This is a genomic window from Francisella frigiditurris, from assembly GCF_001880225.1.
GTDB lineage: Bacteria > Pseudomonadota > Gammaproteobacteria > Francisellales > Francisellaceae > Francisella > Francisella frigiditurris.
Map to the genome: position 1 here is coordinate 626,987 of NZ_CP009654.1, position 24,807 is coordinate 651,793.

Genomic DNA, 24,807 nt, shown 5'->3' on the forward strand with positions numbered 1-24,807 from the left:
AAAAAGTAATTTGTTAGAATATAATAAATAAAAGTTTTTATTAATTGATTAATGTCTTTAACTTTTCTAAAAGATTTAAATGATCCCCAACATAGAGCAGTAGTTATTGGGGAAAAAAATTCACTAATTCTAGCTGGAGCGGGCAGTGGTAAAACTAAGGTTTTAACTTCTAGAATCGCATATCTTTGTAGAGAGCAAAGTATCTCACCATTAAATATATTAGCAGTGACTTTCACAAATAAAGCTGCTAAAGAAATTCAGCAAAGAGTTGAGAAAATATTAGGCTTTTCGACTTTTGGTATGTGGATAGGAACTTTTCATGGTATTGCACATAGATTACTTAGAAAACATGCTCATGAATTAGGGTTAGATAAAAACTTTAGAATCCTAGATCAGGATGAGCAAACACAAGTTATAAAGAAAATAATAAAATCTCTAAATTTAGATGATAAAAAATATCCCCCTAAATTAGTTCAGAATTTTATAAATAAGAAGAAAGATGATGCAATACGTAGTGATAAGTTAGAGAAAACTTTTTCTTATGATTCTAATTACTCAGAATTATATAAAGCCTATGAGGAAAAATTAAGACTAGATAATGCCTTAGATTTTGCTGATTTGTTGTTATATGTATATGAGCTTTTTTTATTGAATGAGGATGTTAGACATTATTATCAAAGGCTTTTTAAATATATCTTGATTGATGAATTTCAGGATACTAATAAAGTGCAATATTTATGGCTAAAGCTTTTAGTTAATGAAAATAACTATGTAATGGCTGTTGGCGATGATGATCAGTCTATCTACGGTTGGAGAGGCGCTGTAGTAGATAATATTCATAAGTATGTTGAAGATTTCGGTGATGTTGAAATTATAAAACTCGAACAGAATTATCGATCAACAAAGAATATCCTCAAAGCAGCAAATGCTGTAATTAAAAATAATGATAATAGGATGACTAAAGAACTTTGGTCTGCAGCTGAAGAAGGTGAACAAATTGATATTTATGATGCTGTTAATGAAAGGGATGAAGCTAGGTACATTATAGAAAAAATTAGAGAGTTAAATGATCAGGGTGTTAGTTACAATGATATAGCTATTCTCTATAGATCTAACTATTTATCTCGTGTCTTAGAAGAAAGCTGTATATATGCGAGTATTCCTTATCGTATTTATGGGGGCTTTAAATTCTTTGATCGAGCTGAAGTGAAAGATGCTATAGGATATTTAAGATTAGCAGTTTCAAAATCAGATAATTTAGCTTTTGAAAGAATAATTAATACACCGACTAGAGGTCTGGGTAATAAAACATTAGATATAATAAAAAATTATGCAGAAATAAATATTATTTCCTATTGGGATGCTTCATTAGAAGTTGTTCAAAGAGGGTTGCTGTCAAAAAGAGCTTCAACAATACTATTAAACTTTATAGCATTGATAGATTTAATTTCTAAGCAGTTAAGTATTTTATCTTTAGATGAATTAATAGGGTTTGCTATTCAAGAGTCTGGTTTATTAGCAATGTATGAAGATAAAGATACAGAAAAAGATAGACAGAAAATAGATAACTTAAAAGAATTGATAAGTGCGGCAAAAGATTTTGAGCCACAAATAGAGATACTAGATGATAATGTAGATATTCTTCAGGATTTTCTTTCATTTGCTGTTTTAGAGTCTGGTGAAATGCAGGCACAAGAAAGTGTTGAGTGTGTACAACTTATGACTGTTCATGCGGCAAAAGGTTTGGAGTTTCCATATGTTTTTATTGTTGCTGCAGAAGAGGGAGTGTTTCCTCCAACGGCAGTCATAAATTCAGAAGAATATGCTTATAATGAAGCTTCTTCAAAAAAAATCCAGGAGAAGCTTGCAGAGGAAAGAAGACTATTTTATGTTGCAATTACTCGAGCAATGAAATGTTTGACAATAAGTCATGCAGAAGTACGTAATATTTTTGGTAGAAGTAGCTTTCAAGTTAAATCACGTTTCTTAAGAGAAATAGATGATGAAAAGTTAATATCTAAAAAAATAGTGGAAAAACCAAAGCAAAAAGAAAAACAGAATTTTGGAGTTTCACCTTTTGACTTTCTAAAAAATAACTCTAAAGAATTAGTTTTCAAAAAGGGTGATAAAGTATTTCATAAAGTTTTTGGTAAAGGTATCTTTATTAAGTCTCAGCAGCAAGGTCAGAAACAGTTTTATACTGTAGATTTTGGTCCAGATATGGGGCAAAAAATACTTCTAGCTAATATAGCAAATCTTGTCAAAATATAGTTGTTGCTTGGCTTCTGGATTTTATGCTAGAATTGAATTTGACATCATTGTTTTTGTCAATTATTTGGAGGTAAAATGAATACTAGAGAATTAGAAAGTTTTATTAAAGAAGAAGAAGTAAGATTTGTAGATTTAAGATTTACGGATATTAAAGGAAAGGAGCATCATGTTACTGTTCCAGCTTCTTGTGTTGATGAAGACTTTTTCAAAGATGGTAAAATGTTTGATGGCTCTTCTATAGCTGGTTGGAAAACAATTAATGAATCAGATATGATATTAAAGCCTGATTTGGCTAGTTATTATATTGACCCTTTTTATAATGACAAAACTATAGTTTTAAGCTGTGATGTTTATGATCCTAAAACTTTAGATAGATATGAAAGAGATCCAAGAAGTATTTCAAGAAATGCAGAAGATTTCTTAAAAACTTCAGGTATTGCTACGGATGCTTATTTTGGTCCAGAACCAGAATTCTTTATATTTGATGATGTTACATTTAAGTCTGATATGGAAGGTTCTGAGTATAGAATTAGAGCAAACCATGCTGCTTGGGATTCAAACAAGATGACTGAGTTTGGTAACAAAGGACATCGTCCTGGCATTAAAGGTGGTTACTTTCCAGTTGCTCCAGTTGATCATTTACATAATATTAGAGCTGAGATGTGTAAAGTTCTAGAAGATGTTGGTCAAGAAGTAGAAGTACATCATCATGAAGTTGCTACTGGTGGGCAAAGTGAAATAGGTATGAAATTTAACTCACTTACTAAGAAATCTGATGAAGTTCAGCAGTTTAAATATATAGTTCACAACGTTGCAAATGAGTATGGTAAAACAGCAACATTTATGCCTAAACCAATTCCTTTTGATAATGGTTCTGGTATGCATATACATCTATCTTTATTTAAAGACGGTAAAAATCTATTTACAGGTGATGATTATGCAGGTCTTTCAGAAACAGCTCTATTTGCAATAGGCGGGATTATTAAGCATGCTAGAGCACTTAATGCATTCACAAATCCTTCAACTAATAGTTACAAAAGATTAGTTCCTGGATATGAGGCTCCTGTATTGTTAGCATATTCTGCGAGAAATAGATCTGCTTCTATAAGAATTCCTTATATAGCAAATCCTAAGGCTCGTCGTATAGAAATTAGATTTAGTGATCCTATGGCTAATCCATATTTGGCATTTTCAGCAGTAATGTTGGCAGCTTTAGATGGTATAAAAAATAAAATTCATCCAGGTGCTCCAATGGATCAAAACTTGTATGAATTACCAAAAGCTGAATTGGCTAAGATTCCTACGGTTGCACCATCATTGAGAATTGCTTTACAGTCACTTGATGCAGATAGAGAATTCTTGAAGCAAGGTGGTGTATTCACTGATGAGTTTATAGATGCATTTATCGAGCTTAAGTTAGAGGAATTAACTAAGATTGAGCTTATTCCTCATCCTATGGAATTCCAAACTTATTATAGTCTATAGTAAGTCACTTTCTTTCTATTCTTAATTAAAATATAAAAAGTTGGGGTTTCGTTCCTATAAGCCGGGAAGCGTTACGAATGGAGCTAATTTTTGATGAAAGCCTTGATATGTATGTATTGTAGAGGGTTTTACTATTTGTCTAATTTTAAGCTTTCTAAAAGCTTATGAATTATGGGAAAACACAGCTGAGGAAGATATAGTTTTTATGCTTGAAGGAAATAGAAGCTTATTTCCAATAAGTGAATTAACTAATCTTAAACCTTACGAAGAGCTCAAAGTCTCAAATAAAAAAAGAAAGAGAAATTACTGTAATAGAAAATATTATAAAAAAGCTTGTGGAGATTTGTTCTAGAAGCTGAAAATAATATTTATTAGTGTTACAGTTGAAAGTGAGTTAATCAAAAAGGAGATAAAAATGAAAAATGCTTTTTTTAATTTAATAATGGCAAATAGCAAAACTAAGGATATAGCTTGTCTATATAATCCTAAAGCTGGAGCTTTTGAAGATTTAAAAACACCAGATAAATTAACAGGGTTTATAGGATGTTTCCATGCCGATTATCAATGTTATGCATACAAAGATAAAAGTGGACATATAAAGCTTTTTGGAGGTCGTATGGGCCAAGGTGCAAAAGAGATAGACTTAGGAATTAAGGAAACAGGAAAGCCAGTAAAATTTATAACAATAAATAATAATATTTACTTTTATTGTTATGCTGGCGGAGAAGGTGGAGAATTTTTATATAGATTCTCTTTTGATGATGGTTGGAAGCTTGTTTTAAAAGGAGAAAGGATAATTAGCTTAGCACCATATAGTCAAAAGCTTGAAGATATTTGTCTCTTAACAATTGGTTTTAATGATGCTGAAGGTGGATATACAGCTAAATTTTATATTTCATACGACAATGGTATAACATGGTCTTTAAATAATGATGATGTACGATCACTTAGTGTAGGATCTAATAGTTTAATTAATATAGATAAATCTAGTTCTGGAATTTACGGATCAAGTGCAGAAAGCAACTATGTTTTTCATAGAGAAAACGATGGTTTTTGGATGGGTACAATGGAGTGTAATTCTGATGATGGATATTCAGCGATGTACACACAAAATGAGTATGTATATCTAGCAACTAAAAATAATAAACAATATATTTCAACAAATAGAGAAGATGTTAAATTAGTAAGTGATATTTCGGTAGATGATTTACCACATTATTTATTTAATAAAAATGATGTAGTAGTTTATTCTAAAAATAGTCAAAGATTTTATAGATCTGAAAATAAAGGTTTGCCAGCTACGTATAAGCAGCACAATAGCCTTAGCTTGATAGATGGAGGTACAGCATATTTAAATTCAATACAACAGATAACTTCTTCGGAAGGAAGTATTGTTTTAATAGATAAAGGCTTAACAACAAATAAAGTATATTTGAGCGAAGACTTTGGTGCTAAATGGAAAGATATAACAAAACCATTAATCGACAAGTTAGGAGATGTCGATTATGTAATTAACTATGCATGGGGCTCATAAGCCTAAGAGTCCTAACTTATCTCAATAGTATACTTATAATTAAAGAAATTATATTTATACTTCCTAATGAATTTCTACGAAAATAAAATTAAAAAAGTTTCTGATTTAATACCTTATATTAATAATTCAAGAACTCATAATGATGATCAAGTATTACAGATAGCTGGCTCTATTAAAGAGTTTGGCTTTACTAATCCTATTCTTATTGATGACAAAGATTCTATTATAGCTAGCCATGGAAGAATACTCGCAGCAAATAATGATTTAGAAAAAGTTAAGTCTTTTCCAAAAGTAGAGATAATTTATGAGCATGCTGATATATCATCAGATTATCTAGAAAGTATCGGAAATATTAAGGATCTCAAGGGAATTGTAATTGTGGAACCAGGAAATGGTAATATCCCATCTAATCAATATTATTTCCTTAAGAAAGCTAGAGACAAAGGTATAGTTGTTGTGAGATCAACTTTTGTACGTTCTGGAAAAGTATCTAAAAACTATAATGATTTGGATAGACGATTTGATTTAGTGTCTTCTGATATATTAACTCCTGAAAAAGCTAGAATATATCTATATTTATGTTTGTTGAAAACAAGTAATACAGAAGAAATACAAAAATTGTTTGATCGGTTTTAATTCTTATTCTCTTTTAAAATATCTAGCCAGTTAGAATAAAAAACCTTTCGATCATTTTGCCAAGAAAAGTTTATGTTATTTTGTTCATCATAATAATTATGAGGTGTTTCTATATTTTTAGCTGCTTCAAGATCCCTTAAGTATTCGCCTTCTAGAGTGTTCGCTATATATTCTAAGTGATTGAACATATAGGTTATATTAGAGTTTTTATCGGCTAAACAATCTAAACCATCGATAGATGAACCTAGAATTGGATCTGTATATTTTAATACATCTGTATGATCTATTTTTGTTTGCCTTGAGACACAGGCTCTAATCTGATTATCTTTAATGCCCTTCAATAAAGGATGATCAGGTTTAAGTAATTTGTGCTCATATACTCCAAACAGTTTCTTATCCAAACAAACTTTTTTTACTCCATATAAATAATATAAAGCTGCTTGTGCTGCCCAACAGACTAGCATTAAAGAGAGATCATGATTAATACTTTTTGCTATTATGTCACAAACTTCTTTATAGTAATCAACATCTTCAAATTCTAGCAGCTCAACTGGAGCTCCAGTAATGATAACTCCATCTAGATCATTAAAATCATAATCTTGCCAATTGTGGTAGTTTTGTTCTAAGTGAGCTTTGTCAACTCGAGTACTTGGTCTTGTTAAAGAATGAAAAAAGACTAAGTCAACAATTGTGTTAGGATTGTGTGATAGAACCTCTGTCCATTGTTTTTCGGTTTCTTTAACGGTTGGCATTAAATTTACTATAGCTATTCGTAAGTGACGAATATTATTAGAATTTTTATAGTTAATTTGAGTCGGAAAGTTAAACTTTAAGTTTTTGAGCCATTCAAATGATTCTTTCACATTTACGGACATAGCTTTTCTCCTTAAGCATTTAGAGCTTGAGATAAATCTGAAATTAAGTCATCAGGATTTTCTAAACCTATTGATAGTCTCACTAACCCATTAGTTACACCAGCTTGTATTTTTTTTTCCTCACTCAGCTGAGAGTGTGTTGTTGATGCTGGGTGTATTATCAAACTACGAGCATCACCAATATTGGCGCAGTGAGTGAATATCTTTGTTTGTTCTACAAGTTTTTTGCCAGCCTCAAAGCCTCCTTCAAGTTCTATAGTTAATAGACCCACTTGGCCTTTAGGAAAATATTTTTTTGCCAAGTTATAGTATGGGGAGTTTGTAAGCCCAGCATAATTAACTATTTTTACCTTAGGGTGATTATCTAAGAATTCAGCAATAATTTGTGCATTTGAAACATGTTTATCTAGCCTTGCTCCTAGCGTCTCTAATCCTTGAATTGCTAAGAAAGCACTATGTGGACTAAGTGTGGCTCCGATATCTCTTAAACCAACAGCCAAACCTCTGACAGTAAATGCTAATTTATCAAAAGTTTTATGGAAAGAGATATTGTTATATGAACTATCAGGTTTAGATAATAAAGGAAATTTATCATTTTGTGACCAGTTAAAAGTCCCAGCATCGACTACAGCACCACCAATAATTGAACCAGTTCCTCCTAAATATTTGGTTAGAGAATATGAAACTATATCAGCACCATGTTCTATGGGGTTTAGTAAATATGGTGTTGCTATCGTATTATCAACAATTAGAGGGATTCCAGCTTCATGAGCTATATCTGCAATAGCTTTAATATCTGCAATTACTCCTGTAGGATTAGATTGAGATTCTATAAATATGGCTTTTGTATTATTTTTGATTGCAGCTTTTATTTCAGAGTGATTATCTATATCAACTAAAGTTGATTGCCATCCGAACTGTCTAGGAAATGTATGGCTTAACTGTGTGATAGAGCCACCATATAAGTATTTTGAAGCGACTACATGATCTCCATTTTGTAGTAAGTTAAGCAATATTAAAAATTGAGCAGCATGACCTGATGAACAGGCAAAGCCACCAGCAGCTCCATGTAAGCTAGCCAGCCTTGAGGCATATTCATCAACAGTTGGGTTTGTCAGTCGAGAATAGATATTACCAAATTCCTTTAGTGCAAAAAGGTTTGCAGCGTGTTCTGTACTTTCAAATACATAACTAGATGTTTGATGAATAGGTGTTTGTACAGATCCACTCTTATCAGGAATTGAACGGTGTAATGCTAAAGTTTCTAAAGAATATTTACTCATAGTTTTCTCCTATTTATAAAACTCTTTAGCTTGGGGAAAATCTGAGTATGGGAGGATGGAATATCCAGCAACCGTTTAGCAGATTATTTTTCGTGTCCGCAAGCTGAGTTATCAAATCAACACGTGCCTACAAAATTTAACTTGTAGACTAATATGAAACAAAATTCATACTTTTCATCATAATCTGTAAAGTATGCTGTTGTCAAAAATTCTACAGCAAATTCTGAAAAATAAAAATTGCTGTAAAAAATAGTATAAATAAATTTATTTTTCTTTAGGATAAAAATAAGCGCTGATTTAATATATCAACTTGCGAGCGCTTTATAAATTCTGCTAAAGCGTAGTTTGTCGTCTTTAATATTCATTTATAGACCATCCGCTTTTGCAGATGGTTTTTTTTGAAACAGTTTTTCTAAGAGTTTCCAAAAAGCCTTAATTTTTAATAAAAGCTACATATTTGTCATTTTTTTATATGTGGTTTAAAACTAAGAGGAGTATAAAAATGAGTGTTAAAGAAGGTTTGGTTGAACGTCTAAATAAAGGTCCAGTCATCTGTGCCGAAGGTTTTATTTTTGAATTAGAAAGACGTGGATTTTTAGCGTCAGGTGAATTTGTTCCAACAGTTGTTTTAGATCATCCAGAGATTGTAGAAGGATTGCATAGAGAATTTCAGCATGCGGGATCTGATATAGTAGAGGCTTTAACTTATTATGCACATAGAGAAAAGCTTAGAGTAGCAGGGCAAGAGCATATTATAGAAGACTTGAATAGACAGGCTCTTAGAATAGCTAAAAAAGTTGCTGATTCTGCTCCTAAAGGAGTGCAGCCAAATTTGATGGCGGGTAATATTTGCAACTCAAATATCTGGAAGCAAGGAGATAGAAATGCTCAACTAGAAGTTGAGAGGATGTTTGATGAAATGGTTACCTGGGCATCTGAAGAAGGTGCTGATCTCATAATAGGAGAAACATTTTCTTATGCAGAAGAAGCATTTAAGGCTGTTGAAGTAATCAAAAAATCTGGCTTGCCAGCAGTTTTAACAATAGCTCCATTTGGTCAGAATGTTATGTTAGATGGTTGGTCAATTATTGATACGTGTAAAGAGCTAGAGCAACGTGGTGCCGATGTTGTTGGTTTAAATTGTTTTAGAGGCCCTCAGACAATGCTTCCATATCTAAAAGAGATTCGTAAAGTAGTGAAATGCCATGTTGCAGCACTACCTGTTCCATATAGGACAACAGATGATCACCCAACATTTTTTAACCTACCCGATAACAATGGTTGTAGCTGCCCATCACCACATGGTAGACCATTCCCTACAGCATTAGATCCATTATTCTGTAATCGCTATGAAATAAGAGAGTTTGCTAAAGAGGCTTATGATTTTGGAGTTAATTATTTAGGAGTCTGTTGTGGGGCAAGTCCTGCTTTGATTAGAGAGGTTGCCGAAGCTGTGGGGTTAACAGTACCAGCAAGTAAGTATAGAGAAAAAATGCAAAACCATAGCATGTATGGAACACATGAGCGAATAGCTAAGCATATACAAGCGTATGGGGATAAGGCTTAAATCTATATCTCTTTTTATAGTCTCTATTTTGAGGGTATTAAAATGGGCAGACAAAAAACATTAGAACTTCTGTTATTAATATTAGCTGGAGGAGTTATATATCCAATAGTTTATCTTAGACAAAACTTTCAGGATCAAATGCTTACAACCTTTAGTATAAGTATTTTTCAATTGGGTAATTTGTATTCGATATTGGGATTATCATTTTTCTTGGGATATGTTCCTGGTGGTTGGCTAGCAGATAAGATTTCAATGAAAAAGCTAATTACATTTTCTCTAATTGGTACAGGTTGTATTGGTTTTTATTTTTCAACCATTCCATCTTTTTATTCTTTATATTTTGTATATTTAGGATGGGGTATAACTACAGGCTTATCATTTTCTGCAGCTTCTCTGAAACTGATAAATATTATTGCTGGTAAAAATGCTCAGGGTAGATTTTTTGGGGCTTTTGAGGGAGGTAGAGGTCTTGTGGAGGCTATCTTAGCAACCGCGGCTGTATATATTTACTTTGTAACTGCAGAAAAAACTTCTGATAAAGATCCTCAAGCCTTAATAAATGTAATATTGATGTATTCAACTGTTTGTATTTTAGTCGGTATAATTTTTTGGTTCTGCTTTAAGCAAAGTCCAGATATAAAGAAAATTGAGAGAATAGTTAAAGGTAATTTATTAGAGAACTTAAAGATTATATTTAAAAATAGAAGATTTAAGTATGTTGTTCTTATAATTTTTTCGGCATATCAAGTATTTTGGGCAACGTATAGTTTTTCTGGTTATTTAAATGAATCAAGCTTTGGGTTAACTGCTTATATGGTTGGAGGTATTATAGCTCTGAAGCTTTGGACAAAACCTTTTGGTGCAATATGTGCCGGAATTTTTGCTGATAAGCTTTGTATATTGAAAACTTTATTACTAATAATGATCTCTTTATTTTTATTAAGCCTTTCAGCTATAGCGATTCCGATGTTTTTTGATAATACATCAGTGATTATTGGTATTGTGATGCTATTTGGAATCGTAACTTACGCAGCTAGAGGAACCTATTGGTCTACTATAGAGATGTGTGGTTTTCCAAAAGAAATGTTGGGTTTAGCTATAGGTGTAGCAGCTATGTTATCTTTTTCACCGGATATATTGTTACCTATATTAAATGGCTATTTATTAGAAACTTATCCTGGAGTATTAGGATATCAGCTATATTTTGTTTATATGGCTATAGTTTCTTTAGTTGGTGTGTATGCATGTATAGCTTTTTATATGATAGATAGAAAAATTAAAATTAAAGAAATTAATATTATTGCTGTAAAAAGTTTTAACAATTGTGAAATCTAATTTAGGATAAAAGACAAGCGCTGATTTAATATATCAACTTGCGAGCGCTTTATAAATTCTGCTAAAGCGTAGTTTGTTGTCTTTAATATTCATTTATAGACCATCCGCTTTTGCAGATGGTTTTTTTGAAACAACTTTTCTAAAAAGTTTCCAAAAAGCCTTAATTTTTAATAAATGCTACATATTTATCATTTTTTATATGTGGTTTAAAAACTAAGAGGAGTATAAAAATGAGTGTTAAAGAAGGTTTAGTTGAACGTTTAAATAAAGGGCCTGTTATTTGTGCGGAAGGCTTTCTATTTGAGATAGAAAGAAGAGGCTATATGGCATCAGGTGAATTTGTGCCTATGGTATCTTTGGAGCATCCTGAGGTTTTAGAAAGTTTGCATAGAGACTTCCAACATGCTGGGTCAGATATTGTAGAGGCTTTTACTTATAACGGCCATAGAGAAAAATTAAGAGTTATTGGAAAAGAGCGTCTGCTTGAAAAGTTAAATAGAGAGGCTCTTAGAATAGCTAAAAGAGTTGCTGATACAACACCAGAAGGTGTTCAACCAAATTTATTAGCTGGAAATATTTCTAACTCAAATATTTGGGAACAAGGAAATAATACATCACAAAAAGAAGTAACTAGAATGTTTGATGAAATGGTTACATGGGCAGCTGAAGAAGGGGCTGATATTTTAATCGGAGAAACGTTTTATTATGCTGAAGAAGCTTTTAGAGCTTTAGAAATTATGAAAAAAACCAATCTTCCAACTGTATTAACAATCGCACCAATGGCTGAAAATACAATGAGAGATGGATGGTCAATTATAGATACTTGCAAAGAGCTAGAGCAGCGTGGCGCTGATGTTGTAGGACTTAATTGTTTTAGAGGCCCTCAAACAATGCTTCCAGATTTAAAGAAAATTCGAACAGCTGTTAAGTGCCATGTGGCAGGTCTTCCTATTCCATATAGAACAACTAATGATCATCCAACATTTTTTAACTTGCCAGACAACAATGGTTGTGGCTGTCCAGCACCTCATGGAAGAACTTTTCCAACAGCGCTTGATCCCTTATACTGTAATCGTTACGAGATCAGAGAGTTTGCAAAAGAGGCTTATGATTTTGGAGTGAATTATTTAGGTGTTTGTTGTGGAGCTAGCCCTATGTTAATTAGAGAAGTTGCAGATGCTGTTGGGTTAACCGTACCAGGTAGTAAGTATAAAGAAAGAATGGAAAACCATTTCATGTATGGTTCAAATAAACGTATTGCTAAGCATATGCAAGAATATGGAAATAAAGCATAACTATAATTAATTAGGTACCAAGCTTATTTGGTGCAATCATCTTGTCTTTGAATTTTTTCTCTAACATAATGAAATTAATACTAAAAATATAAATTACAGATTTATATTGTTCTTGTGGAATTTTATTATGAGTAGTCACCTTCACTTAAAGCATCCTAGTGGTTTAAAGTATCTATTTTTTGCAGAAATGTGGGAGCGTTTTAGTTTTTATGGGCTTTCAGCATTATTAGTTCTATATATGACAAGTCGTTTAAATTTTGCTGAAGATAATGCTACTGTTATTTTTGGAAGTTATGTGACTTATCTTTATATTACTACCGCTTTTGGAGGAGTCTTAGCTGATAGGATTATTGGCTATAGAAGATGTGTACTAATTGGAGGTCTTGCTATTATGGCGGGGCACATAATTTTATCTTCATTAGGCAGTAATTCTACTGCATTGTTTTTAGGACTTGGATGTATATCAGCAGGAACAGGATTTTTTAAATCTAATGTATCAACTATGGTTGGGCGTCTATATGATAAAAAAGAAGCTTTAAGAAGTAGTGGTTTTGCATATTTTTATACAGGGATCAACTTTGGTTCAGTATTAGCTACTTTTATAGTTGGCTATGTTGGTGAGAAGATAGGTTGGCATTATGGATTTATGTTAGCGGCTTTTGGTATGGCTTTAGGGTTAGTTGTTTTTGAAAAAGGTAAAAAGCATTTTCCTGAAAGTTGTGATGAGCCTAATTTTAAAGTTATGAATAAAAAACTCATTCTCGGAATTACTGTGTGGAGACTGATCATTTTGAGTGTAGTATTTTTTGCAGTTTTATTTGGCTATCTTATTGCTCATCCTACTAGTTCTATGATTGTTATTAGTTTGTCTGGTATTGGCTTATTTGTTTATCTTAGTTTTTTGTGGAGATCTTTAACAACCGCTGAAAAAACTCGAATAGCAACTTTATTATTATTATCTATATTTATGCTGTTTTATTGGTCTTTAAGTAATCAAACTACTATTAGTATTCCATTATTTATAAAGACTAGTGTTGACCTTAATATTTTCGGATATCAATTGCCTGTAACTACAGTTATGGGCATTCAGCTAACACTTTTGGTTATTATCACACCACTCTTTGGATTCTTATGGCAGAGACTTAGTGATATAAATAGAGAACCCTCAGATGAGATTAAATTTGTTCTAAGCTTAGTGTTTTTATCCTTATCTTTTACATTTTTAGCTGTGGGTGGTTATTCAGCTATAAACTCACTTAGCTATGTAAGTGTTTTATGGGTTTCAGCTGCATACCTTATGTTAGTTTTTGGAGAATTATGTATTTCTCCTGTAGGGTTGGCTTTGGTTACTAGAGTGGCTCCTGAGCATTTGAAATCAACAATGATGGGAGTTTGGTGGACTATTAGTGCATATGCTGGATTTTTCGGCGGTATAATTGGCTCACATATTACAAAAGATGTAAAGTCAGATAGTAATCCAACTAAATTATTTTCATCGGGTTTTTTTGAATTGGCAGTAGCAGCATTATTTATGGCTATACTTTTATTTATAATAATTTACCTTTTGAGAAGGTTTAAAAAGAGTCCAGAGGAATTTCAAGCATGATTTTAATAGCAAATGATGAAGGTAAATGTGGAGTTAATAAATCTTTTGAATTGCTAAAAGCTAATCAAGATGGCTTAAGAGCGATTATAGAAGGAATTAAGTTAGTTGAAGAGAATACGGATATTCGAACAGTTGGGAAAGGTGGATGGCCAGATGTTACGGGGCATGTTACATTAGATGCTGCTGTTATGGATGGAGACTCATTAAAGACAGGCGCTGTAGGAGCATTAGAAGGTTTTCTTAATCCAGTTGAAGTAGCTTACGAAGTATTTAAAAGATTAAATCATGAGCTCTTAGTAGGCGAAGGTGCTAATAGGTTTGCTGCAGAAATAAGAGCAAAGAAATCTAATAATTTAATAGAATCTGCAGAGACAGCGTGGAGGAATCATATAGAAAAATACTTAACAAAAGAGCAGGGTGAGAAGTTTCCAAATATTGCTCTAATTGAGTTAAGTAAAAAAGCGATAGATCCTGAAAAGATTTTTGATACTACGGTTTATCTTTCTAGAGACCATTTAAACAAAATTTCATCTGCAACTAGCACCTCTGGATGGGCTTGGCGTTATCCTGGTAGATTAGGAGATAGTCCAATAATTGGAGCAGGATCATATGCTGATTCTCGTTATGGTGCGGCAGCTTGTACTCATACAGGTGAGATGGCTATAAGATGTTCAACTGCTAGATCAATAGTGTTATATCAAAAGATGGGAATGAGTGTTACAGAAGCTGTATACGAAGCAGCAAATGATTTGAAAAGGCTCAAGCATGGATATCTTGATGAGTTAACATTGCATGCTATTGATGCTAAAGATAACTATAAAGTAATTAGCTTCAGAGGCAGTGAGCCTGTGTATTACTGGGTTTGGAAAACTGGTATGGAAAAGCCAGTTAAAGAGCAAGCTGAATATTTAGATTAGCCGATTTGTCTATTATCAAATTTTTTAAGAGATTTAATTATTAAATAATATCCTAAAAGAGTAAATACTAAGAAGCAAGCACTTATTGTTTTTGAAGGATAATCTAAATTAACTACCTTAGTCACATCTAAAGAAACTCCAACAGCTAATTGTCCTAATTCTGTTATTAGAGTTATTATCATATTCGTAATTGCTATACCAAGACCAGATATATTTGTTGGACATATTTTATTAAAAAAATGCCATACAAGTACTTGGACAGCAGAAAAACTTCCAAATAGAAAAGTGAGTAATATAAGGTTATTACCAAGCACTTTAGCATCTAGTAATATTATTGTAATAAGCATTCCTATAATGCAGATATGGATAGTTTTTCTTTCACCAAACTTGTGAATTATAGTTGCCATAATTGGTGAGAAAATAACCCATCCCATAAATAATGATGTTATAAGAGTAGTTCCAGATAAATCATTTATATTATAAATAGATTTAAAGTAAAAAACTCCATATTGAGAGGTTAAAACAACGGTTGGTATATATATCAAACTAGCCCAACTAGCATTCAGCCATAAAGTCTTATCTTTTAAAAGTTTCTTTGTTAGATTGGAGATATCTCCAATTTTTGGCATCAAATTTATAGTGTTTTCATTTGATGGTAAGAACAGCAAAAATAATAAAGATAATGGAACAGCTAAAATCCCAGAATAAATAAACACAGATATCCAAGAAGCATTATAGCTTGATATGTAGACGCTTAATTGTTGAGAAAAAGCAGCAGCCAATGTACCAAGAGATATCACAATACTAGCAACTAACCCAAAGTATTTCAGACTTAAGTTCTCTCTAGCTAGTTTAAGTACCCCAATAAAAGCAAAAGATGATCCTATACCAACTAAGAGACGACCGACAAGAGCCATATTATAGCTGCCAAGGACAAATAGTATATTGCCTAATCCACATATGAGTGTTGCAGAGATAAGAATTTTTTTGCTACCAAATCTATCAAGTAATATTCCTGCAGGTATTTGCATTAGAAGATAGGTAATATTGTAACTTGATACTAGAAATGAGAATCCAGTATGAGTGTTTATTGAGAAATAATTAACTATTTGCTCTTGGTAAGCACCAGTAAGTATTCTTAGGAAGAATTCATAACAATAAAAACTAATACCTATAGTTAGTATTGAGAAAAAATTTGTTTTTTTCATCTATGTATCTTTTTGAAAATATGTAGATACTTTACTAGTTACAGAGTTTATTGTCTATAAGTTATTGTGTTACTACGCTGTGATATAATAAAGAGGCAAATCATTGGAGAGGCTTATGAAAAATATTTTAGCTTTGATTATTTTTATGATTTCATTATCAGCTTTACAGGCTTCAGAATATAATCCTCAAACAGGCAAATTTTTTACTGGAAGTGAAGGCTTTTATAGATCTAGCTCAGAAAGAGGAAATGAGGTTGTAGATAAAAGCAATAGTTCTTTATTTTTAAATACACAAGCAGAAGGCTTAAAATTGATCGACACTTTAGAGTTAAATTCTTGGACAAGTTCAGAAGGTATGCTAACAGCTGGAACAAGTGGAGTCGTCCAAAATTCAAAATTCTATACTCAAGAAACTAAACTAACTAAAAAAATATTAGATGATAAGTTTGAACTTTATGGTGGTACAGTATTGGGAGCTTCTCCTTATGTATTAAACAATATTGGTGGGGTTTATAACGCTCAAGATCGAGTAGCAGCGTTTGCTTCAAGTAGAGGAGGAGCAAAATATAATCTTTCTAAATCTTTTGGATTAATATTTGAAGGGCAATATAACCTAACTGGTCAGATGGCAAATGATACTACGATGTTTAATGGATTTGATGGAGCAAACTATCGAGGTTCAAGAATGCTAAAAACAGGGTTTGAATGGGATTTTTAATTCAAATAAATTCATTCTATTTACTTCTATCGAAATCTAAACCATAATCGAATTATCAATAACCCAACTTTCTTGATGTATAAATGAAAAAAGTTACAAAAATTGGTTTTATTATATGGTTTTTATGTGCGTTTTTCTATGCGTTAGAATTCGTTATTAGAGCATCAAGTAATTCTTTATATCATGATTTTCTGACTGATCCATATAATCTATCTCCAGAGCAAATTGGTTTGTTTAGTTCAGCTTTTTATTGGGCTTACGTGGCAGCACAGCTACCAGCGGGTATATTGCTTGATAAATTTGGTATTAAGAAAGTCATGATGATTAGTACATTTATGTTTTCATTAGCTGTGTTTATTGCGACTCAAGCCACATCTCAGGAGTATTTAGTTATTTATAGAATTTTAGCAGGTCTAGGTGGTGGTTTTGCCTTTTTATCTGCATTGAAATCTATAGCGATATGGTTACCTAGTAGACTTTTTCCTATGTTTACAGGAGCTACTCAGATGTTGATGTATACAGCAGGAACTTTGACTGGTTTGCCTTTGGTTATCTTATCTAATCATTATAGTATTCAGACAATTATGGCTGGGATATTAATAGTATCGATAGTACTATTTGTGTGTACTGTTATTTTCATAAAGTCAGAAGAGCCACATAATCAGAAAGATACTGATGTTTTGGCAGATGCGCATAGTGAGCCAGCTGATATTCTTGTAGTTTTAAAGAATAAACAAATTTGGTTAAATGGTCTTTTTTGCTTCACTATCTATGGTACTACAGCATTATTTGCAGATTTATGGAGCTTTAGGTTTTTGACTTTAGAAGGCTATTCTGAACATTATGCTGGAGCAGCTTCATCAATGATATTTATTGGAATAGCCGTATTTAGTCCGTTATGGGGTTTTATAGCGACAATCTTTAATAAGGAGAAGTCTCTTCTTGTGTGGGCATCTGTCTTTGGGATATTTATTGTTACAGCTATAGTTTACTTCCATATAAATCCTATACTAATGTGTGTTTTATGTGTTTTATGGGGAGGTATGCAGGCTGTCCATGTGCTTAACTTCACTATCTTAAGAACTCAGGTTAGTCCTGTATATATTGCTACAGGTTTAGCTATGGTTAACTTATTCATTCCTTTAAGTGGAGCTATATTGCAACCATTTGTTGGCTTTGCTGTAGCAAAATTAGAAAGTTTTGGTTTTAGTGAAATTGCGTCATTTAAACTAGCATTGTTTATACTGCCGATATTAATGTTTTTATCTTTCTTATTAGCGCTTTTTATAAAAGAAAAAAGAGCTTAATTTTCTTATTTTTATTAATTTATTACCTCTTTAGTTATATAATCTTTGACATAAGTGTTTTTCGAAAGAGAGCAATCAATGTCTCAAAAATTTGTCTTAGCAGTAGATCAAGGAACAACCAGTTCAAGAGCAATTATATTTGATAATAAAGGTGGTATTAAAAAAATCGCTCAAAAAGAGTTTACACAGATTTATCCAAAAAGTGGTTGGGTCGAGCATGATCCTATGGAAATTTGGGGTACACAGAGTGGAGTTTTAAGAGAAGTTTTAGAATCGTCTAGAATAAAACCAGATCAGATAGCAGCAATAGGTATTACAAATCAGAGAGAAACCGTCGTGGTTTGGGATAAAGAAACTGGAGATCCTATTTATAATGCTATAGTTTGGCAGTGTCGAAGAACATCGTATATCTGTGATGAAATAAAAAAAGATAAAGAATTAACTAAATATATAAAAGAAAATACTGGACTAGTTGTTGATGCATATTTCTCTGGTACAAAAGTTAAATGGATTCTTGATAATGTAGAGGGTGCAAGGGAGAAGGCTGAAAAAGGACAGTTGTTGTTAGGTACAATTGATACTTGGCTTATTTGGAATATGACTAGAGGGCAAGTACATGCAACAGACTATAGTAATGCCTCTAGAACTATGCTCTTTAATATAAATACACTAGAGTGGGATAAAAAGATTCTTAAACATTTAGGTATTCTTGAATCAATGCTCCCTGAAGTGAAAAACTCTAGTGAAATTTATGGACATACTGATGAAAGAACTCTAGCTGGAGCAAGAATTCCTATAGCAGGAGTAGCTGGAGATCAGCATGCTGCACTATTTGGACATTGCTGTTTTGAGAAAGGTATGGCTAAGAACACTTATGGAACTGGATGCTTTGCGCTTATGAATGTGGGTGATAAGCCAGTATTTTCAGATGCTGGACTTTTAACAACTATTGCTTGGGGTGAAAATGGTAAACCTACGTATGCACTTGAGGGTAGTGTATTTATTGCTGGAGCAGTAATACAATGGATTAGAGATGGTATTGGGCTTATTCGCTCTTCAGAAGATAGTGAATACTATGCAACAAAAATTGACTCTACTAACGGGGTTTATTTTGTGCCTGCATTCGTTGGGCTGGGGACTCCTTACTGGGATATGTATGCTCGAGGTACTATAGTTGGTATAACTAGAGATACAAAGAGAGAGCATATTATTAGAGCAGCATTAGAAGCTATCGCATATCAGGCTAAAGATGTTTTAGACTGTATGAAAGAAGATACGGGATTAGATCTTGCTGGATTAAAAGTTGATGGCGGAGCTGTGCAGAATAGTTTCTTAATGCAATTCCAGGCAGATATTTTACAAACACATATCTCTAAGCCTGAAATTAATGAGATAACAGGATTAGGAGCTGTGTTTTTAGCTGGTCTAGCGGTAGGTTTTTGGAAGAATAAAGAAGAACTTAAAACATTAGTCAATATTGAGAAAAATTTTGAGCCTAAAAAAGACTTAGAGACAGTATGTCATGATTATAAAGGTTGGAAAAAAGCTGTTGAAAGAAGTAAGGCATGGGCTGAATAATGAGTAAAGATTTTGATATTATCATAATCGGTGGTGGTGCTACTGGTTTTGGTTGTGCTTTAGAAGCAGCTTCAAGAGGCTATGAAACGCTACTTCTAGAAGCTTATGATTTTGGTAAAGGAACGTCATCTAAGTCAACAAAGCTTATACATGGAGGACTTAGATATTTGGAAAATTTTGATTTTGCTTTAGTTAAAGAAGGTTTGGAGGAAAGATTTTCTTTTCTGCATAATGCTCCACACCTTACTAAAAAACAAACTTATCTTATTCCTACTAGAACTCTTTATGAAACTCTTAAATATACTGTAGGAGTTAAATTATATGAGTTTTTATCTGGTAAATATAAAATTGGCAAAAGCTATGTTCTTAATAAGCAAGAAACTATAAATGAATTAGAAAATATTGATGATACTAAGTTGCATAAAGGCTTAGTTTATTATGATGGTCAGTTTGATGATACAAGACTACTAGTTTCATTAATGAAAACTTTTGAGAGTGAAGGTGGAACAGCTTTAAATTACCATAAAGTTGAAAAGATCTTTAGCTCAAATAATAGTTCAAAGGTTGATAGCGTTGAAGTTGTAGATACTATTTCGGGAGAAAAGAAAGTATTTACAGCAAAGCATATTGTTAATGCAACGGGAACTTTTTCAGATGTTACCATTGGATTATCTGGTGAAAAAGAAGCACATAAATATGTATCTGTTGGTCAAGGTACACATGTTGTTTTTGATAGAAAGATGTTTCCTACAGAGCATGCTATTTTAATTCCTGAAACTATTGATGGAAGGGTACTTTTTATACTTCCGTGGCATGATCATTTGATAGTAGGTACAACAGATATAAAAAAAGAAAAGCCTTGTATTGAGCCAAAAGCAGATAAAGAGGAAATTGATTTTATTTTGGATACATTTAATGAGTATTCTAAAGTTAAAGCAACAATTAATGATATTAAAGCTGTTTATTGTGGTCAAAGACCTCTAGTTTCTCCAAAAAAACAAAAAAGTTCTGCAAAAATCTCTCGTAAGCATGAGATTATAGAGTCTGAAGATGGTTTGATAACTATCGTTGGTGGTAAGTGGACTATTTTTAGAAGAATGGGTCAAGATGTTATTGATCATATTCAATTGGGTAAAACTGGTCAAAAACCTTCTAAAACATCACAGATAGAGTTGGTTGATGCTATAAATTCTAATGAGGTCTATCCTCTAAGAGTTTATGGTAAATTTGTAGATAAAATTAAGAGCATTCAAAAAGAAGAAAATAATTATGAGTTTATTCATAAGGATCTACCTTATTTTCAAGCAGAAGTTATTTATCAGGCAAGACATGAAAAAGTCCATACAGTTGAAGATGTATTAGCACGAAGAACTAGGGCTGCTTTTTTAGATATTAAAGCTTGTAAAGAGTCTGCTAGCTTAGTTGCAAAGCTTTTAGCAAAAGAGCTTGGCAAAGATGAGGCTTGGCAAGAAAATCAAGTAAACTCATTTTTGGAATTTAGTAAGCTTTATGATGCTAAATATCTTTATGCAAATTAATTTATTTTCGGAGTGATTTATGTTTGAAGCTTGTATAGGCGAGTTTATAGGGACAATGATACTTATTCTACTAGGTAATGGTGTCGTTGCTGGAGTTGTGCTAAGTAAAACAAAATCTCATAATGGTGGTTGGATTGTTATAACTTTTGCTTGGGGGCTGGCAGTTTTTTTAGGTGTTCTTGTTGCTGGGCCTATTAGTGGAGCACATTTAAATCCGGCTGTTAGTGTTTCATTGGCAATTGCTGGTAAGTTTCCTTGGGGAAGTGTTGCACCATATATCTTTGCACAAATATTGGGAGCGATGTTTGGACAGGCTTTAGTTTGGGTTATGTATTATCCACACTATTCTGTAACAGATAATACTGATTTAAAACTTGCTACACACTGTACTGCTCCAGCAATTAAGCATATTCCTTCAAACCTGGCAAGTGAGATAATAGGTACATTCGTTTTAGTTTTAGCTATTTTGATGATGCATGGAGTTGTTGTTCAGTTAGGAGACTCAACAAGTTTAGTCACAGCATATCCTGTAGATATGGGATCTTTAGGGGGCATACCTGTTGCTTTTGTTGTTATCGCTATAGGTTTGTCACTTGGGGGAACTACTGGGTATGCTATAAATCCGGCTAGAGATTTTGGGCCAAGGTTGTTTCATGCTATCATGCCAATACAAGGTAAGGGCTCAAGTCAGTGGAGTTATGCATGGATACCTGTTGTAGGACCTTTAATTGGTTGTTCTTTGGCAGCAGGATTTTATTTGTTATTAAAGAGTAAGGGAGTTATTTAGTTGGATAATTTTTTAATCGCAAACATTGTGATGCAGCTATTAATTGGATTGTCTTTATTCTTAGCAAGTCATTTTATGAGTAGGATTTTTGAGAATAAAAAGAATGATGATCCTTATTTTTGGATTTGTATGTTGTTATTTTCTATTTCGCCAAGCTTATATGGTTATTTATTGTATAAGCTTTTTCCGACTTCTGTAGATAGTTATAATAGCTTCCTTTCTGGAACAATCATGATCTCTGTTGTAGGCCTTTTGTTTTCTGAGAAGGGTTATAGAAAATTCTCAGATACTATAATAAATAGAAACACTGTAGCGGCAATATCAGTTTTGCTAGTTGCGGTTTTTATTTATTTTTCAGCTATAGACTCTGAAGATCTTAGTTATTACTCTTTAACAACTTTACAATATTATGGATCGACTGGACAGTTTCTTAGTGTTGCTGTATATCCAATGATTTTGCTAACAGCTTTAATTTTATTTTTGTTTAGATATTCGATGTCTATTTCAGTATTTGCTTTTTATATGCTTTGTCAAATTATTGATGATTTAGGACATGGAGCTAAAGATGTTTTTTGGTTAGCTAAGTATGACTTTGATGATATAGTTTCATCTTTAGTGGTTTTTGGTTTTCATGTTATCTCATTGATTATATTGCTTAAAGCAAGGAAAAAATATTATTTAAGGATTAAAGCAAAATGATTTATTTAAACTCAGATCATTTTTTTATGAAGCTTATTGTTGCTGCAATTATACTAATAGTTGGAATATTTATATCTAAAATAGTAAGAAATCTAATAAATAAAATTTTACAACAATATGATGAAATTATGGCTAGATTTTTATCTAGTCTTGTTAATGTTATTTTAATAGTTTTAGTAGTAGTTATTGCTATTGCTCAATTAGGCGTTCCAATATCGCCAATTACCGGTGTTTTAACAGGTATAGTGTTTGGTGTTTCAATGTCCTTAAAGTCATCTTATAGTATTATTGCATCTGGTATAATGCTAGCTTTTAGTAAACCCTTTTCAATAGGTGAGAAAGTTGATATAGGAGGTTCTTTGGGAGTTGTTAAGTCAGTTGGTTTTCTTTATACAAAGCTAGAATCAGATAGTGGAGATGAGATTGTTTTATCAAATAGTATAGTTATGTCTCGAGTGGTTACTAGATACCTAGATTCAAAATAGTTAATTAAAGTTTTTTATTTTCTATGTGTTTAGAAATATTTATTTTCAAACAATAAGCTTTACTTAGTTTATTTTCTTAACTACATAGAAAGAAACATTAGTTTTAACACTATGGTATTTGTTAACTGTTGTAATCTGAGAGCACTCATTATGTAATATTTTAAAATCAGGTTCTAAGCTTTTATAATTGTTAGGGTTACAATCTCCAAAAGCTATAAGAATAGTTGAGTTCTTATCTGCTAAATAAGGATCTCTTAGGAATCTAGGCTTACTTTTAGAAAAAGCAGCTAAATAGTATGGATAAAAGCCAGCAACATATGTCATTGAGGAGTCATAGTATTTATCCCAAAATATATCGGCTTTTTTAGCAAGGTCATCACCTATGTTTTCATAAAGAATTATGTCATTAAAATATTTTGCAGTATTATAGGTTGCAAATACTATAAACTGTAATGTTAATAGTGTAATAACCAGTTTTTTGAAGTTTATATTATTTACTTGTTTAAGGTTAAATAATTTATATATTGCAGGGATGCATAAAGACATAATAGCTAATGGCCACCCGTCTGGAATTTTTCCATAATAACTTTGTAGTGCGAAAACAAAAATTAGAGGATATGCCCACAATACCAATAAAGGATGTGTTAGGTTTAATAGAAACTTATAGCTATCGCATTTTATTTTTTTTATTTTGATAAAAATTGCAATTATAATTAATGGCGCAGAAACATATGCAAAATTAAGAAAATTGTTTAATTGTCCTGTTAGAAGTTTAGATAAAATACTTAAATCTTTATGATCGCCCGATATTATATTTGCATCTTTAAATATCCATAAGATTGGAGTGTAATTTTGCTGGATTATGCCGATAATGGCAGGGGTTATTGCAATAAAGAAAATAATTGCTGCTGTAATTATCTTAAATAAGTATTCTTTCTTGAAAGTACAGAGTATATAGACAAACATTATGCCTGATAATAGTAAAATTTGGAACTTAGCATAAACGCCTAAAGCTGTAAATATTGCTAGTAATATCCAGTCTTTATATTTGTTGTTTTCAATAACTGATATAAAGTAATAAGATGTAATTGCCCAAAAAGGTAACAATATTTTGTTTTGATTATACATTAAAAAATATTGTAGAATATAAAATCCGCTACATGTGGTGATAATTGTTATAAAAGTTGACTCTTCTTCAGAAAAATATTTTCTACTAATTTTATAAATATATATCAAAGAAATTAGCATGCATAATCCAGTAGAGAGCATTGCAGATAAAATTGCATTGTTGGTAAAGAATAAAATAGTTCTTATTAAAAAAGCTCCTAACCCTGGATGAATGTCATACATTATACTCAGGTGATTTGACCATGCTATATTTTCTGCTACATCCATGGCTATGGCTGAGGGGTTATAAAAAAGTGAAGTCATTCCTGCCCAGATAAATAAATATCCAAATAGCTGAATTATTAAGTATTTTCTTGATGTATTCATAAAACTTGCTTAAGTTTCCAAATATAATTAGATATAGAACAATTGTAGGAAGACTATTTTATTTTTATATCTGTTGCAACTGTTTATATGTTTGTAGTTGTCATTTGAGATATAAGTTGCATCGTTTTGTATGTTTTGTAAGGCAAGTAAAAGATTATGTCATAAGTAATCGAGAGTTGACTTTTATAT

The 24,807-nt window shown here is 32.1% G+C and carries 20 protein-coding genes and 1 riboswitch; of the genes, 16 read left to right on the plus strand and 4 right to left on the minus strand.

Annotation, left to right across the window (positions count from 1 at the left end; all coding sequences use genetic code 11):
• Positions 1-51 precede the first annotated feature (51 nt).
• The 4 genes from KX01_RS03135 (at position 52) to KX01_RS03150 (ending at position 5,926) form a co-directional block, all read left to right on the plus strand.
• Positions 52-2,271 (plus strand): UvrD-helicase domain-containing protein, encoded by a 2,220-nt coding sequence (locus tag KX01_RS03135; RefSeq protein ID WP_071663608.1) that lies wholly within the window; start codon positions 52-54, stop codon positions 2,269-2,271.
• A 75-nt stretch (positions 2,272-2,346) separates the two neighbouring features.
• On the plus strand, positions 2,347-3,756 hold the full coding sequence (glnA, locus tag KX01_RS03140; protein WP_071663609.1) for a type I glutamate--ammonia ligase: 1,410 nt from the start codon (positions 2,347-2,349) through the stop codon (positions 3,754-3,756).
• A gap of 415 nt (positions 3,757-4,171) precedes the next feature.
• The gene (locus KX01_RS03145) at positions 4,172-5,290 is read left to right on the plus strand and encodes a hypothetical protein (protein WP_071663610.1); all 1,119 of its coding nucleotides are present in this window, start codon (positions 4,172-4,174) and stop codon (positions 5,288-5,290) included.
• Positions 5,291-5,356: 66 nt separating this feature from the next.
• Positions 5,357-5,926 (plus strand): ParB N-terminal domain-containing protein, encoded by a 570-nt coding sequence (locus KX01_RS03150; RefSeq protein WP_071663611.1) that lies wholly within the window; start codon positions 5,357-5,359, stop codon positions 5,924-5,926.
• On the opposite strand, the gene KX01_RS03155 is transcribed toward KX01_RS03150, so the two are convergent.
• A complete protein-coding gene (locus KX01_RS03155; protein WP_071663612.1) occupies positions 5,923-6,801 on the minus strand; it encodes a homoserine O-acetyltransferase/O-succinyltransferase family protein in 879 nt (292 codons plus the stop codon). The genes KX01_RS03150 and KX01_RS03155 overlap by 4 nt on opposite strands.
• An 11-nt stretch (positions 6,802-6,812) precedes the next feature.
• Positions 6,813-8,084 (minus strand): O-acetylhomoserine aminocarboxypropyltransferase/cysteine synthase family protein, encoded by a 1,272-nt coding sequence (locus KX01_RS03160; RefSeq protein WP_071663613.1) that lies wholly within the window; start codon positions 8,082-8,084, stop codon positions 6,813-6,815.
• Between the two features lie 55 nt (positions 8,085-8,139).
• A riboswitch (SAM riboswitch) is annotated at positions 8,140-8,217 on the minus strand.
• Positions 8,218-8,586: 369 nt separating this feature from the next.
• On the opposite strand from KX01_RS03160, the gene KX01_RS03165 reads away from it, so the two are divergent.
• From KX01_RS03165 to KX01_RS03185, 5 genes are all read left to right on the plus strand, one after another.
• The gene (locus KX01_RS03165; protein ID WP_071663614.1) at positions 8,587-9,651 is read left to right on the plus strand and encodes a homocysteine S-methyltransferase family protein; all 1,065 of its coding nucleotides are present in this window, start codon (positions 8,587-8,589) and stop codon (positions 9,649-9,651) included.
• Positions 9,652-9,693: 42 nt separating this feature from the next.
• A complete protein-coding gene (locus KX01_RS03170; protein WP_071663615.1) occupies positions 9,694-10,986 on the plus strand; it encodes an MFS transporter in 1,293 nt (430 codons plus the stop codon).
• Positions 10,987-11,216: 230 nt separating this feature from the next.
• On the plus strand, positions 11,217-12,281 hold the full coding sequence (locus KX01_RS03175) for a homocysteine S-methyltransferase family protein (RefSeq protein ID WP_071663616.1): 1,065 nt from the start codon (positions 11,217-11,219) through the stop codon (positions 12,279-12,281).
• A gap of 127 nt (positions 12,282-12,408) precedes the next feature.
• The gene (locus KX01_RS03180; protein ID WP_071663617.1) at positions 12,409-13,887 is read left to right on the plus strand and encodes a peptide MFS transporter; all 1,479 of its coding nucleotides are present in this window, start codon (positions 12,409-12,411) and stop codon (positions 13,885-13,887) included.
• The gene (locus KX01_RS03185; protein WP_071663618.1) at positions 13,884-14,804 is read left to right on the plus strand and encodes an isoaspartyl peptidase/L-asparaginase; all 921 of its coding nucleotides are present in this window, start codon (positions 13,884-13,886) and stop codon (positions 14,802-14,804) included. Before KX01_RS03180 ends, KX01_RS03185 begins: the two co-directional genes overlap by 4 nt.
• Here KX01_RS03185 and KX01_RS03190 read toward each other — a convergent pair.
• Positions 14,801-16,012, minus strand: coding sequence for an MFS transporter (locus KX01_RS03190; protein ID WP_071663619.1), 1,212 nt, complete (start codon positions 16,010-16,012; stop codon positions 14,801-14,803). The two genes, KX01_RS03185 and KX01_RS03190, sit on opposite strands and share 4 nt — an antisense overlap.
• A 115-nt stretch (positions 16,013-16,127) precedes the next feature.
• Between KX01_RS03190 and KX01_RS03195 the strand changes: the two genes are divergently transcribed.
• The 7 genes from KX01_RS03195 to KX01_RS03225 all read left to right on the plus strand — a co-directional run bounded on the left by KX01_RS03195 (position 16,128) and on the right by KX01_RS03225 (position 23,124).
• A complete protein-coding gene (locus tag KX01_RS03195) occupies positions 16,128-16,730 on the plus strand; it encodes a hypothetical protein (protein ID WP_071663620.1) in 603 nt (200 codons plus the stop codon).
• Between the two features lie 83 nt (positions 16,731-16,813).
• The gene (locus KX01_RS03200; RefSeq protein WP_071663621.1) at positions 16,814-18,037 is read left to right on the plus strand and encodes an MFS transporter; all 1,224 of its coding nucleotides are present in this window, start codon (positions 16,814-16,816) and stop codon (positions 18,035-18,037) included.
• A 78-nt stretch (positions 18,038-18,115) separates the two neighbouring features.
• On the plus strand, positions 18,116-19,615 hold the full coding sequence (glpK, locus tag KX01_RS03205) for a glycerol kinase GlpK (RefSeq protein ID WP_071663622.1): 1,500 nt from the start codon (positions 18,116-18,118) through the stop codon (positions 19,613-19,615).
• Positions 19,615-21,153, plus strand: a complete 1,539-nt coding sequence (locus KX01_RS03210; protein WP_071663623.1) for a glycerol-3-phosphate dehydrogenase/oxidase — start codon at positions 19,615-19,617, stop codon at positions 21,151-21,153. Before glpK ends, KX01_RS03210 begins: the two co-directional genes overlap by 1 nt.
• A gap of 19 nt (positions 21,154-21,172) precedes the next feature.
• A complete protein-coding gene (locus KX01_RS03215; protein WP_071663624.1) occupies positions 21,173-21,940 on the plus strand; it encodes an MIP/aquaporin family protein in 768 nt (255 codons plus the stop codon).
• A complete protein-coding gene (locus tag KX01_RS03220; protein ID WP_071663625.1) occupies positions 21,941-22,639 on the plus strand; it encodes a hypothetical protein in 699 nt (232 codons plus the stop codon). It begins immediately after the preceding gene.
• Positions 22,636-23,124 carry a mechanosensitive ion channel family protein gene (locus KX01_RS03225; RefSeq protein ID WP_071663626.1) on the plus strand — a complete coding sequence of 163 codons (489 nt, stop codon included), beginning with the start codon at positions 22,636-22,638 and terminating at the stop codon, positions 23,122-23,124. The genes KX01_RS03220 and KX01_RS03225 overlap by 4 nt, the downstream gene beginning before the upstream one ends.
• 63 nt (positions 23,125-23,187) lie before the next feature.
• Here the strand turns inward: KX01_RS03225 and KX01_RS03230 are convergent, their stop codons facing one another.
• Positions 23,188-24,618, minus strand: coding sequence for a glycosyltransferase family 39 protein (locus KX01_RS03230; protein WP_071663627.1), 1,431 nt, complete (start codon positions 24,616-24,618; stop codon positions 23,188-23,190).
• Positions 24,619-24,807 lie beyond the last annotated feature (189 nt).

Coding starts and splice junctions, on each gene's coding strand:
- KX01_RS03225 (WP_071663626.1), top strand. CDS start 22,636: ATGATTTATTTAAACTCAGATCATTTTTTTATGAAGCTTATTGTTGCT.
- KX01_RS03165 (WP_071663614.1), top strand. CDS start 8,587: ATGAGTGTTAAAGAAGGTTTGGTTGAACGTCTAAATAAAGGTCCAGTC.
- KX01_RS03160 (WP_071663613.1), bottom strand. CDS start 8,084: ATGAGTAAATATTCTTTAGAAACTTTAGCATTACACCGTTCAATTCCT.
- KX01_RS03200 (WP_071663621.1), top strand. CDS start 16,814: ATGAAAAAAGTTACAAAAATTGGTTTTATTATATGGTTTTTATGTGCG.
- KX01_RS03195 (WP_071663620.1), top strand. CDS start 16,128: ATGAAAAATATTTTAGCTTTGATTATTTTTATGATTTCATTATCAGCT.
- KX01_RS03145 (WP_071663610.1), top strand. CDS start 4,172: ATGAAAAATGCTTTTTTTAATTTAATAATGGCAAATAGCAAAACTAAG.
- KX01_RS03215 (WP_071663624.1), top strand. CDS start 21,173: ATGTTTGAAGCTTGTATAGGCGAGTTTATAGGGACAATGATACTTATT.
- KX01_RS03180 (WP_071663617.1), top strand. CDS start 12,409: ATGAGTAGTCACCTTCACTTAAAGCATCCTAGTGGTTTAAAGTATCTA.
- KX01_RS03230 (WP_071663627.1), bottom strand. CDS start 24,618: ATGAATACATCAAGAAAATACTTAATAATTCAGCTATTTGGATATTTA.
- KX01_RS03185 (WP_071663618.1), top strand. CDS start 13,884: ATGATTTTAATAGCAAATGATGAAGGTAAATGTGGAGTTAATAAATCT.
- glpK (WP_071663622.1), top strand. CDS start 18,116: ATGTCTCAAAAATTTGTCTTAGCAGTAGATCAAGGAACAACCAGTTCA.
- KX01_RS03155 (WP_071663612.1), bottom strand. CDS start 6,801: ATGTCCGTAAATGTGAAAGAATCATTTGAATGGCTCAAAAACTTAAAG.
- KX01_RS03135 (WP_071663608.1), top strand. CDS start 52: ATGTCTTTAACTTTTCTAAAAGATTTAAATGATCCCCAACATAGAGCA.
- glnA (WP_071663609.1), top strand. CDS start 2,347: ATGAATACTAGAGAATTAGAAAGTTTTATTAAAGAAGAAGAAGTAAGA.
- KX01_RS03210 (WP_071663623.1), top strand. CDS start 19,615: ATGAGTAAAGATTTTGATATTATCATAATCGGTGGTGGTGCTACTGGT.
- KX01_RS03150 (WP_071663611.1), top strand. CDS start 5,357: ATGAATTTCTACGAAAATAAAATTAAAAAAGTTTCTGATTTAATACCT.
- KX01_RS03175 (WP_071663616.1), top strand. CDS start 11,217: ATGAGTGTTAAAGAAGGTTTAGTTGAACGTTTAAATAAAGGGCCTGTT.
- KX01_RS03170 (WP_071663615.1), top strand. CDS start 9,694: ATGGGCAGACAAAAAACATTAGAACTTCTGTTATTAATATTAGCTGGA.
- KX01_RS03190 (WP_071663619.1), bottom strand. CDS start 16,012: ATGAAAAAAACAAATTTTTTCTCAATACTAACTATAGGTATTAGTTTT.